The 11857-nt window shown below is 45.2% G+C and carries 6 protein-coding genes; 3 read left to right on the top strand and 3 right to left on the bottom strand.

The features are described from left to right. Positions 1 to 327 precede the first annotated feature (327 nt). Together CU633_RS17180 and CU633_RS17175 are read right to left on the bottom strand one after the other, a co-directional pair. Entirely contained in the window at positions 328 to 1623 is a 1296-nt protein-coding gene (locus tag CU633_RS17180) for an efflux RND transporter periplasmic adaptor subunit (RefSeq protein ID WP_101661815.1), read from the bottom strand. Positions 1624 to 1637: 14 nt separating this feature from the next. After that, positions 1638 to 2300: a hypothetical protein gene (locus CU633_RS17175; protein WP_101661814.1), complete on the bottom strand. Its 663-nt coding sequence runs from the start codon at positions 2298 to 2300 to the stop codon at positions 1638 to 1640. A gap of 272 nt (positions 2301 to 2572) precedes the next feature. On the opposite strand from CU633_RS17175, the gene CU633_RS17170 reads away from it, so the two are divergent. Together CU633_RS17170 and CU633_RS17165 are read left to right on the top strand one after the other, a co-directional pair. Then, positions 2573 to 4201: an SWIM zinc finger family protein gene (locus tag CU633_RS17170; RefSeq protein ID WP_101661813.1), complete on the top strand. Its 1629-nt coding sequence runs from the start codon at positions 2573 to 2575 to the stop codon at positions 4199 to 4201. Continuing rightward, the gene (locus CU633_RS17165) at positions 4194 to 7013 is read left to right on the top strand and encodes a DEAD/DEAH box helicase (protein WP_101661812.1); all 2820 of its coding nucleotides are present in this window, start codon (positions 4194 to 4196) and stop codon (positions 7011 to 7013) included. The genes CU633_RS17170 and CU633_RS17165 overlap by 8 nt, the downstream gene beginning before the upstream one ends. 127 nt (positions 7014 to 7140) lie before the next feature. On the opposite strand, the gene CU633_RS17160 is transcribed toward CU633_RS17165, so the two are convergent. Then, the gene (locus tag CU633_RS17160) at positions 7141 to 10923 is read right to left on the bottom strand and encodes a S8 family serine peptidase (protein ID WP_101661811.1); all 3783 of its coding nucleotides are present in this window, start codon (positions 10921 to 10923) and stop codon (positions 7141 to 7143) included. 289 nt (positions 10924 to 11212) lie between these two features. Here CU633_RS17160 and CU633_RS17155 point away from each other — a divergent pair, with 289 nt between their 5' ends. Further along, entirely contained in the window at positions 11213 to 11725 is a 513-nt protein-coding gene (locus CU633_RS17155; RefSeq protein WP_101661810.1) for an acyl-CoA thioesterase, read from the top strand. Positions 11726 to 11857 lie beyond the last annotated feature (132 nt).

Below are 11857 nucleotides of genomic sequence, written 5' to 3'. Positions count from 1 at the left end.
CCGCTCGTAAACTTGATTTTCCGCTCATAAATCTGAGTTTCCGCTCGTAAACTTGATTTTCCGTTCATAAATCTAAGTTTCCGCTCATAAACTTGATTTTGCAATTCATAAAATTCGATTTCCAACTATAAATCTATTGGTGCGATTATAGATTGCATTTCGTACTCATAAATCGAATGCGCTGTTCTCGTCATTACCAGAAATCTATCCTCCATGAGCTGACTTTTTCGCACTACTTCTATTACCACATGTTTAATAATCTTAAACCTCTCTTAAACAAAAGAAAAAATCCCTCTCTCATGAAAGGGATTGATCTCTCAAAGCCTGTCACATTTGCAAAAACCCTGTAATGATATATTTGATATAATCCTTTTTATCTAATTGTTTGAAAGCTTTTTTGCTCCATTTTCCTGTTTCGATCGGGGTATAAAATGGTGCTTTGTGTCGCAGTTTGGAAGTTGATTCGAGCACGATGAATTCGCCCTCTTTCGCCCCTTTGACAATTTCTTTCGTGCCGTTCACTTCCAATCCCGGCTGGATAGCCTGCCTGCTTAATTTGCCGTTTTCGGCCATCACATAGACGCTGCCTTTTCTTTTGGTGCTTGCCGCCGGGACGGTCAGCGTATCTTTGGCTTCCTTCGTTACGAAGGTGACATCGACATTGGAGCCGTGCACAAGGCCTTCAAAGTTTTCTTTAAGATGAATTTGAAACGGGTAGTTGCTGGTTTCGCCATTTTTGGGATTGTCGGAAGCAAAGCCGGCGATCTTCTCGACAGTGCCCTCTGCTTTCCCCCTCGCAAGCGGAGAGGTGACAGATGCCTTCATTCCTTCTGCCAGTTTCAAAAACTTTTCTTCAGGCAGGATGCCCTCTACTTTTTGCTGGTTCGATATGATCGTGACAATTGGATTTCCCAAATCGTAACGAACGCTCTTTACCCAGCCATCAAGCTCACTGTTGACTGTCATCTCTGTTAAGCCTTCCTCAAGCGCCGTAATTAATTCCTCGTATTTTACGATCTCTGCTTCAAGCTCTGCGATTCTCAGCTCTTTATTGAGGACCTCTTGCTGGATTGAAAAGTCGATCACTTCGTTCGTGTTATTCACAGGCTCGTATGAATCGCTGGAATCAAATTCATCGGCAGATTCGAATGTATCATCGAATGTGTCGGCTGAGTCATCGAATGAATTGGAATCGTAAGAGTCGTAGGAACTATCAGACTGGAGAGACTCAAGCTCCATGATATGGTCTTCGAGACGGGAGATCTCCTCTTCTGCCCGGGTGATTTCCGCCTCGAGATTGGTAATCTCATTTTCCGTATTGCTCGAAGAGTATTCGATTAACGGCGTCCCCGATTCGACCGCATCGCCTTCTTCCACTAAAATCTCGCTCAATTCTCCGCGTTCTTTGTTGAAATAAACATGGAATTCTTCAAAAGGGGCGACCTTTCCGGTAGCTTTCATTGTTTCTCTCAAGTTTTGCTTTTTTACGGTTGTCCACTTTTCGACGCGCGCCGACCGGGTAATTTCACTTTCACTTTTAAAAATCAAATAGAAATTGGCTGAAAGGAACAAAATTAAGCCAACAACGAACGAGAGTTTCTTCCAGTTTATTTTCCACTTCATGATGTCTCCCCTCCTTACAAGACCTTTTCAAATTCTATGTACGAAATAAGAGCTGAAAATAACCAGGCTGCGAGATTGATAGAGATGATCATTAATAGAAGGATTTTTGGATTTTTGTCAGATAATAATTTAAGAGCTTTATATTGAAGGGCCATACCCCATATTTTGAATACAGTGATTGTAGCCAGAAAATAAACAAAAAACGATTTGATTGATAAATATTGCGCGATAACTCCCAATGAAAAAGGCGAGGAAAACCGGTCGAGCCCAAACGTGATTTGGAAAGGGAGCAATACGACTTTTTCAATTAACAAAATAAGCAGGACGAGCGTTTGGACAACGGTCAGCTTTTTATATTCGATATCGGTGAGTGTCCAAAAAAACAAGGAAGGGACAAATAGCACCAGCGCTGCATAAAATAGGCCCCAAAGTATCTGGCCGGCAGCAAACAGCGCTTTATGCGCTTCGAACTCGCTAATTGGCAGCTGCGTAATTTCCTTCGATAAAATTTCCGTTCCGACGCCGGTATATGTGCCGAGACCGAAAATCAACGCGCTTGCCAGCAGCAAAAGAACAACACGGTTCCACAAGCCTGTGATCCGCTCCGCCTCACGCAATTGGTAGAAAAAACGGGCTGGATCCCACAAGCCTTTGGTAAGCTTATTTTGAAAAAACATGATAGGTCCTCCAAATATGTATTCTGCTATCATTTTAACCTAAAACCTAAATAATGGTAAATGTAAATTGTCTCATATCTATTAATTCATTCCATTTGAATGATCATTGTTTAAAACCGTTGAAATTAATTTTTCTCATATACTAAAATTTTTCCATTAATAGTTCTTTGTTTCGTTATTCGCTCTTCCTCTCCTAAACACCTGCTTTTTTAGGTATAATAAAAGAATATGACTTTTTTTTATTTGGACTGCAACAACGGGAGGTTCGTTTCATGACTGTAGTTCCTGATTACTATATAGAGCTTCTCCGGTTTGGAGCGGCAAAAATGAAGGATATGCTCATCGCCGGGGATGAGCGGGACGATAAGCTCGTCCAAAAAGGATTTCTGCTTTACCGGCAAGGAATGGTTTCCAAACTGAAAATGGACCAGGAGATAGTCCATGCCTCTGTCCAGGATGTCATACCGGTGCGGGTTAACCTGGACCTGAGCTTTCCGGAGCTGAGTGAATGCTCCTGTCCTGGCGAAGGGCTTTGCCGCCATCAGCTCGCAGTCTTTTTCCAGGCTTATTCCCATGCCGGGAGTGTCGCGGAATGGATTGAGGAATGGCGGGAGCCGGTGAAGGAGAGGAAGGCGGCGGCCACTTGGGGCATACAGCGGGCCAAGGATTTATTAAAATCAACGGGCAGCTTAAAACCTGATTATGATAAATGGATCAATGCTTTTACGGAAAGCTTTAATTCGATTATGACGGGAAAAGGCGAACCGAAGCCATATGTATTTCAAGAGCTTTTTGAAGTTTACATGAGGCGCCTCAGAGCCGGTGCCCCGGTTGAAGCAGAATGGCGGACCCTTTATGAACTGGTTGGAGCGCTGCACGCTTTTCACAATGTGGCAAGAGTCAGTAAAGATTTTGGCCATACAGAAGAAATGATTGACCGCTATTACCGTCACGTTTCCCATTTCTTAATTGAAGAAATTGAGGATGCCGTCAATAAATTGTCGATTCATTCTTTACCGTTTGCGTTTGATGCTTTTGTAACGCGGCTGAAAGATGACTCGATTCTGCTCCTCGAAGATGAAGATGAATCGGCGTTTTGGTATGAAGGGATTTATTTATACCGGTTTCTATGGACAAATTTTTTCAAGCGGGGCAGCTGGCGCGATCAGGAAACGGCCAAGCTTGAGAAGCTTTGTAAAATAAACGGTTCGATTTCATTAAGTATCGGTCTTGTTCATCAATATGTGCTTACCGGGAAAGATGAAGAAGCTCTCGACATTTTGGACTCGCTTGGCATGGAAGCAGCCCCTTATTACCTTGTTTGGCTCGACATGCTCACCAGCCAGAAAGCGTGGAAAAGGATGACTCCTTATACAGAACTTTTTATCCAGAACGTAAGGGAATATGTACTGTCACTAAGAGAGTATCGGATCAGCCGTGAGTTTACCGAGCTGTCGCTTCGGGCAATTACCCGATTTTGCACGGAGAACGGCCGCGCTGATTTTTATGAACGGGCCCTGTTGTATACTCTTCCATACAGTTATATGGAATATGAACAATTCTTATTTGAACATGGCCTTTATGAAAAATGGGGTGAGCTTCTCTCGTATATCGGCTTCGATATCGGCATGGTTTCGAATGAGCGGCTAAATTCGATCCAAAAGGAAAGCCCCTCCGTGCTTCTCCCGCTTTACCATCAATCGATTCAAAAGAATATTGATATGAAAAGCAGGGGCAATTACCAGGAAGCTGTCCGCCATTTGAAAAAACTGCGGACGATTTATAAAAAAATCGGCCTGGCCAGCGAGTGGGAAGCATTTATGGAAGAGTTGCTCTTCCGGACCAGACGGCTGCGCGCCTTCCATGAAGAATGCAAAAGGAGTAAACTGATCCATGCTTAAAACGAGGTATTTAAAAATAAATGTTCAGTCCATCGATGACAACCGCTATTTGATCACGGCAGAGGATGAATCCGAGGAGCTTCTCGACCCGGCTAAATGGAAGAGTCTCCTGTTCCATCGCCATGAAGAAAGCTATTTTGGAACCGTTCTTGATATCGAAAAGTACCAGGGCATTGTCGGAATTGCAGTGAACGGCTGGCAGCTGGCTACCTTGTTTGCAAAGGAACAATTCAACCGGTTAATTGAGTGGGACTGGGATGAAACGGCCGAACTATGCATCGCAGCCGCCCCCGCCGTTCATGAGGCAATTGTCGAAAAGGACTGGATCCCCGATTTTGCTGCATGGGAACAGGAGCGCTTTCAGTGGGCACTGCCCGAACGGGTTTATCAAGAATTTGACCCATCCTTCTGGGAGCACTCAGAGCCGATTCCTGTCCGCCCGTTTATTCATGATTGGTTTGCCCGCTCCCTCGATGCTTATCTGAGCCGGAACCGGAGTATGAAAGAGCTTTTCGACAAAAAATTGTCGGTTTTAAAAAGCAACCAAATCGATGCGAGGCAGCTTGCCGAGTTTTTTGATGAGGAGAGATGGGCGGAGTGGATCGGGATTAAAGAGGATACTGCCCCATTCACGATCGGGCTGCGCCTGCAGGAGCCCGAGGAAGCTGATGATGAGTGGAGTTTGGGTGCGTTTCTTCGCGATAAAAATAATCCTGATCTGGTGATTGACGCAGATGACCGTTCCACCTATCCGGATGCATGGAAGCTTTATGCCGAAAAAATGAATCGTGAACTTGAGCGGTTCGCCCGCCTCGTGCCTTCGTTAAAAAAACGGGATCACTTCCGAAACACTTTAAGTGAAGAAGAAGCCTGGTCTTTTTTAACGGAAACGAGTGAACTCCTGCTCGCGCTTGGCGTTGAAATTTTGCTTCCAGCCTGGTGGCACGCGATGCAGGCCGCCAATTTAAAAATTAAAGCGCGCTTAAAAGGGACAGGAAGCCATCGTCCTTCGTTTGTCGGCTTGTCTGCGATGCTTGATTATGACTGGCGCTTTTCGATGAATGGTGTAGAGCTTTCCGAGGAGGAATTCCGCAAGCTTGTTGCCGAAAAAAGACGGCTTGTCTTTATTCGCGGCCGCTGGATCAAGCTTGACCCCCAGTTCATCCGCCAGATCCAGGATTTAATGAAAAAAGCGGAAAAAGAAGGGCTGCACGTCCGTGACCTGTTGGAGCAGGAGCTTACAGCCGATGAGGATGAAGCCGCGTCAGACCTTGAGAATCCAAAAGCGTTTGCCCGCATTCAAATTGAACTGAACCGGCAATGGAAACAAATGATCAAACAGCTGTCGGAAATAAAAGAGATTCCTGCCGCACCGGTTCCTGAAGCTTTTAACGGCGAACTGCGCCCATACCAGGTGCTCGGGATGAGCTGGCTCCTCTTTTTGCGAAAATACGGGTTCGGGGCCGTCCTTGCTGATGACATGGGGCTCGGAAAAACGGTCCAGCTGATTTCCTACTTGTTAACCGTAAAAGCACAAGAGAACTCAGGTGCTGCATTGATCGTCTGCCCTACATCCGTGCTCGGCAACTGGCAAAAAGAGCTTGAACGGTTCGCGCCCGGCCTCAATGTGTACCTTCACTACGGGCCAAACCGCTTAAAGGGTGACGCGTTCAAGGAAAGGGCGGCTAAAGCGGACGTCGTGCTGACATCCTACGGCCTTGTCAATCTTGACCTTGATGACTTTGAATTGTTGACATGGGGTTCGATTTCGATCGATGAAGCTCAAAACATTAAAAACGCCCAGACAAAGCAGTCGCGGGCCGTCCGAAAATTAAAGGGTCTCCACCATATTGCGTTAACGGGGACACCGATGGAAAACCGCTTATCCGAGCTGTGGTCAATTTTTGATTTTACGAACCACGGCTATCTCGGCAATCTCGGCCAATTTCAAAAGCGCTTTGTCATCCCGATCGAAAAGGACGACAAGCAGGAGAAGGTCAAAGAATTGCAACGGCTAATCAGGCCATTCTTGCTGCGGCGCACGAAAAAGGATGAAGAGGTTGCCCTTAATTTGCCGGATAAGCTCGAGCAAAAGGAATATTGCCCGCTGACAGCGGAACAGGCATCTTTGTATGAGCAGCTGATCCGCGATACCTTTGCTGAAATCGAACAGCTCTCGGGCCTTGCACGAAAAGGCTTGATCCTGCAAATGCTCAGCCGCCTGAAGCAGCTTTGCAATCATCCAGCCCTCTATTTAAAAGAAGAGAAGCCGCAAATGCTGCTTGAACGCTCGGTGAAGCTTGAGAAATTGACTGAGCTTGTCGAGGCTGTTCTTGAACAGAAGGAAAGCTGTTTAATTTTTACCCAGTATATCGAGATGGGTGAAATGATCCGTTCATTGCTGGAGAAAAAATATAACTTGAAGATTCCTTTTCTAAACGGGAGCGTTCCAAAAAACCAGCGTGACGCGATGATTCAGCGCTTCCAGGAGCGCGAATTCCCCGTCTTCCTTTTATCCTTGAAGGCGGGCGGAACCGGCTTGAATTTAACGGCTGCCAACCACGTGATCCACTATGACCGCTGGTGGAATCCGGCCGTCGAAAACCAGGCTACCGACCGTGCTTACCGGATTGGCCAAAAGCGTTTCGTCCATGTCCACAAGCTGATCAGCACCGGCACGCTTGAAGAAAAAATCGATGCCATGCTTGAAAAAAAGCAATCGCTCAACGACCAGGTCATCCAAAGCGAAAGCTGGATTACCGAGCTGTCCACCGATGAGCTTCGGGAGCTGGTGCACCTGCGCCTGGCATAATGATGGATTATTTTCAGGATGAATATGACTGCGATCACACACAAAAACGGCTGCCAAGACGTGACCTGGCAGCCGTTTTTGTTATGTTTATCCCTTTTTTAGTTTTCCGTTCCGGTTTTCTTTTCCTTTACCAGCGCTTTGGCGCTTTTTCGCCTTTTTTCAGCTTATACAGTTCAACTTTTTTGACCGTTTTATTGCCGCCCAGATCGACTGCTTCGAATTCAAAAACGTTTAGACCTTCGACGAGCTCAAGCTCAATACTCTTGAATATTTTTTCGAAGCTGCGCATCTCGTATGGCTCTTTAAACTCCTGGTAGAAAATTTCGTTTCCATTCAAGGAGAAACGGATTTCGTCAAAATTATCCTTAACTGTTACGTCCACCTTCGGATTGGCCGCATTATGCTTAATAAATTTGTTTGATGGAACTCCTTTGATGGCCATTCCCGGTGCTGTCGAATCAACGAGGACAGAACGCTTGAAGACCGTCGTATTGTTGGCATTGTCGATTGCCTTCACTTCAAAGGTTTGGAATCCATCCTTTAATGTAAGGATTGTGTTAAATTCGTATTGTTTTTTTGCTTCGTTGTAAGTGACTTCAACAGGTTGTCCGGCAATAGTGAATTCCTTTAAGCCTGACTCTTCAACAATTCGGCCCGTAAAGTTGATTTTATTCGTATTATAGATCGCTAACGCAGCCGGATTCTCAAGATATACCTCTGGATTGGTTTTGTCACTGCTTTCCCCGGCAACTGTCACTGCTGCTGCATTTTGGTTACCTGCGTTATCAACCGCAACGACCGTTAAGACAGTTCCTGGCTCCACACTTTCAGGAAGAGCAAACTTCGTTGTGTCACCGCTTAAAGGCTCTGTTAAAATTGATTTTTCGCTGGCAAGGATATCCAAATATGAGATTCCTGCTCCGCCTTGGTTGTCGGCTGCTTCAATCGCCACAGCTGTGTTGCCATCAGTTAATTCAGCTTTAACGCTTGGCTTTGCAGTGTCAACCTTGACTGGAATTTTGACGCTTTGCCATTCTGCATTTGCAAAATCGACGACAGAACGGATTTCATAGAAATACTGACCGTCTTTTGCGAGGCGGTTATTGATTTTTCCATCCCAGGCCCGGTTCGGGTCGAGCGTATAAGTGGCACCGCGGCCGCCATCATAGTAATGCTTGGTAATACTTCTCTCAGTCCGCAATGTTCTTAGTGTTTTTCCTTTTTCATCGACGATTGCAAATTTAACTTCATTCGCGTTTCTTAAGAAAGAAAGAACCGGAATGATTTGTTCCTGGACATTATCACCGTTTGGTGAAATGGCAATCGTGTCAGAACGGAATTTGTCTGTAACCGGATCATAACCAAGGTAGTTATAGTTTGCACCACTTTTAGTAACGGCTCCGCTCATTCCGTAGAAAGACTTTTCGTCATACTTCATGCCATCGAGAATGGAAGCATCGTCCCAGTCTCCTTTAAAGCCTACATAAGGAACAGTTAGCTCTGCATTTGTGTCTGTCGGATCCGTTAATGTGACGTATCCTTCGACAAAGTATCCGTTCGGGAATACTTCTTCAATCGCAATCGGTGTTTCCCAGCTGCGTGTTTTTGACGGATCAATCACTTTTGCGTCGCTGACGTCAACCTGGACTTTGAAAGTGACTGATTTGTTTGCTGGCACAGTTATGACCGCATTGTCAGCCCCGTTTACTTTCACAGAGGCATCCAGAATCTTTTGTGCTTCAAGTACATTCGGGCTCCAGCCCAATTCCCCGTATGCGGCAAAGTCCGTTTGCAGATTGGCCGCAACATTGTAATCGACGGCATTGTCGCTGTAGTTTTGCGCTTTTAACGTGAATTCGAATTGATCGCCCACCTCTTTCAAGGCAACCTTCGCTTCATTCGTCTTTGCTTCCGTTACAATAACAGGAGTTTGCAGTGCAGAATGAAGCTGCATCATTCCGGCACCCTGGCGGCGTGGCGAGTATGGCAGTTCCCAGCCAAACGCAGCATTTATAGTTCCCTGATAGGTCACCGGCTGTGATGTATTCATCAATAGATTTTTGGCGACATTCACGCGGTCAAATCCGGTTACGCCAAATTCATTGTCTACTCTTTCAAGAACCAGCGCAGCACCGCCGGAAACATGTGGCGCAGCCATTGACGTTCCGCTCATCATTCCGTACTGGTTGTTTTCGAGTGTAGAGTAAATTTGTCCGCCTGGAGCCGTGATTTCCGGTTTGAAATCAAGGTTTGGCGTTAAGCCCCATGATGTAAAATCGCTCATTTTTCCTGCAGCAGGATTGGTTGCTTTTACTTTTTCGCCAGTGAAGGAAACTGTTACAGCTTCACCAGCGGCAATCGCAGCCTGAAGCTTATCACCATCGTTCTTCAGCATGAACAGCTGCGGAATTTTAATCGCAGGGTCTGTGGCCATGCTCACATAGCCATCAGCATTATTATAAATAATAACCCCTAATGCCCCGCCATTTTGCGCGTTGATGGCTTTTTCCACAAATGTAATGCTGCCGCGCTTAATCAGCGCATATTTTCCGGCAACATTGGCCGCAGCCACTTCTTGCGGTGTTCCAAGACCTGCATAGGCAAGTTCAAAAGTTTTTTGTGTTGCATCGTTTGGATGGACACTTCCTGCTGATAGAAAAGGAGCTTTTCCAGTCTCATTTCCAAACTGATAAGTGGCAGCATCCAAATCCATAAATTGATTTTCGATCGAAGCAACCTGTAAGGACTCATAAGAAACCCCTGGTGATCCCGATACACCGATATCAGGATTTTCTGTGAACGGATTCGCGAACCCATTTCCAAAATGAGCAGAGTTGCCTGCCGAAATCGACATTAAGATTCCGTTGTCAACCGCGCGCTTGATCGCTTTTTGCTCCGCGTCCTCAGGTCTGACAAATCCGGCAGTCGAACCAAGGCTCATGTTGAGAACGTCAGCGCCTAAAACAATCGCGTCATCGATTGCTTTTACATAAATATCGCCCCAGGTCGATTGCATATTCGGGTCATTTCCGAATACCTTTAATGCGAGTAGCTGCGCTTCTGGCGCAACTCCTTTAATCCCTCCATTTTCCTCATCACCGTTTGCACCCACAGTACCGCCTACGTGCATTCCATGCATTGAGGCTCCAGGAGCAATGTCCTGGATGACGTGGTTTTCATCCATATAGTTATAGCCGTATGGAACTTTTTCAGTATAATATCTTCCAACCAGGCCATTTTCATTTTTGAACTTATTAACTTCGTCGCTTGTTAGCTCCGGTTCAGTACCGTCAGAAAGAACCATGTCTTTATGGGATGGGTCAAGTCCGGTATCAATGACTCCGACAACCATACCTTCCCCTTTAAATCCATAGTCTCTCCAGGCATCCTGAGCCTGGACAAGCTCTTTGCTGTAAAGCATTTCCGGCTTTTCTTGCGGGCGTGTATACTCATGAACGATATGTACTTCCGATACTTCCGGCATTTCTCTCACCAGTTCAATATCCCCGTACATGACATCTGCACTAAAGCCGTTGACAATCGTCGTAAAACTTTCATGCTCAACGAGTTTTACTTTCGATTGCTTTGCGCGGTCTTTTACTTTTTTATGCTCAGATAATTTTTCAGCTTTCAATTGCTTTTTCGTTGCTTCCGCAAGCTCTTTTACGCGTTTCCCTTGCTTTTGCGCGTACAGAACGGTCGGCTCGGTTTTCATTTCTACGATAACCCTGACGATATCCGTGCTCTTATACTGTTTTTCCAGTTCTTCACTCTTAATCTGCTGAACCGTTCTCTTGTTTTCTTCGCCTTTTGTGCTCTTTGCCTTTTCAGGCACCTGTGCCCCTGCAGCCGCACTGGAAAAAGCGAGAAGTAGAATCAATAAGACCGGTAAAATTCGCTTAAACTTCATGCTTTACCCCCTTCTCAATATTCAGAATTTTAGATACAAATAAAAGGTATCACATCCTTTTTTTTGTAGTTAGGTACAAAAGTAATGTTTATAGATTGCTAGATATAGGTAAAAACAACCATTTTTCTTGGGGATGGTAGATTGGTAGACATAGTGTTGGATGTGGGAGGATTTAGTTCTATTGGCATGGTTAATAAGTGGGGTTTTACAAAAATCAAATTTGGTTTGTTTACGGTAGAAATTATATAATGAAATCTATACGTAGTTGAAATGAAAAAGGGGATTAGTTATGACAAAGACACCGAACAGCAAACCTTGTTCAGAATCAAGGGTATTCCAGACAAACAGAGTGATGCCGCCTGATACGAATAACCATCAAACATTGTTTGGAGGCAAGTTGATGGCTTCGATCGATGTAGTCGCGTCTATTTCAGCCGCTAAACACTGCCGGTCAGAATGTGTAACAGCTTCAATGGACTCTGTTGATTTCCTGCATCCAATCCGGCCGACAGATGCCGTCCATTTGGAATCGTTCGTTACTTATACAGGCAGAAGTTCCATGGAGATTTTCGTAAAAGTAATCGCCGAACACTTGATTAACGGGGAAACCATTGTCGCAGCGACCAGCTTTCTCACATTTGTTTCCTTAGATGAAAATGGGAAGCCAAAGCAAGTGCCGCAGGTATATCCTGAGACCGAAGAAGAAAAATACTTGTTTAATTCCGCGGAAGACCGAATGAAACAAAGGAAAGCACGAAGGAAATTGAGCGTTTATCTTGCTGAGCAGATTGAGAAGTATTGATTTGTTAATTTAAACAGTGCTTTCAATTTAAGAGCTGAGACAAATCGAGGGGAATTCTGACCTAATAAAGATGTTTACGGCTAAGACAAATGGCCATTAACTTAGAATGGCCATTTGTCATTATGTGCTCTT

The sequence above is a fragment of the Bacillus sp. V3-13 genome (assembly GCF_002860165.1).
GTDB lineage: Bacteria > Bacillota > Bacilli > Bacillales > Cytobacillaceae > Bacillus_BJ.
The sequence above is the reverse complement of the archived record's forward strand: the minus strand, read 5'-3'. Positions and strand labels throughout refer to the sequence as shown.